Source organism: Thiomicrorhabdus heinhorstiae (genome assembly GCF_013391765.2).
Taxonomy (GTDB): Bacteria; Pseudomonadota; Gammaproteobacteria; order Thiomicrospirales; family Thiomicrospiraceae; genus Thiomicrorhabdus; species Thiomicrorhabdus heinhorstiae.
The window spans coordinates 1-719 of the sequence record NZ_JACBGI020000052.1 but is presented as its reverse complement, the minus strand read 5'-3'; the positions used below and the strand labels follow the sequence as shown (position 1 = coordinate 719).

General features: G+C 53.3%; 1 protein-coding gene. It reads right to left on the bottom strand.

From position 1 onward, the window contains the following. Positions 1-719 (bottom strand): TonB-dependent receptor plug domain-containing protein (locus H8792_RS12325; protein ID WP_185979306.1); only part of this gene is annotated, 719 nt, incomplete at both ends.

Below are 719 nucleotides of genomic sequence, written 5' to 3'. Positions count from 1 at the left end.
GTATCCAGAGAACCGTAAGTATCAATGATTCCCTGATCGACGGCTCTTTGTGGGATCTGGTCAGCGGAGTCCCACTGATTGTCGTAGGCCATAAAGGTGACAGAGTAGGTTCCCTGTGGCGTATGACCATGGTAACGGGCCAGAAAGTTCTTTTTCTCGACGCCCTCTTCGACATCGCTCCAGGGGCCATCGTAAGTCTGCCCTTCCAGCCCGAGAACCAGATTGCCGGAAGCGGTTTTGAAGTCGTCCATCAGCAGGGCGCGTTTATAGCCGTACTCGCCAACTTCAACTGTAGCACTTCCGGATTCCAATGCATTCGGCAGATAAATATGTGCGGCACCGGCACTGGAGAAGTCGCCGTTCTGCGGATAATAGACCCCTTTCTGGTAATCCATGCGCTTGATCATCTCGGGGATGATGAAGTTCATGTCCATATACCCCTGACCGTGGCCATGGGTACGCATATTCAGCGGCATGCCATCAACGGTAATGCTGAAGTCGGTTCCGTGATCGAGATTGAAACCGCGCAAGAAATACTGATTGGCTTTGCCGCTGCCGCTATGTTGGGTGACCGCCATGCCCGGAACAAACTCCAGAATCTCTCCGACTCGCAACAGCGGACGCTTTTTGATTTCACCATCACCGATCACCCCTTCCGAGGTCGAAAGCGACTCGCCGATATAGGATTGATAGTGACCGTCAACCTCGACCGCTTCCAG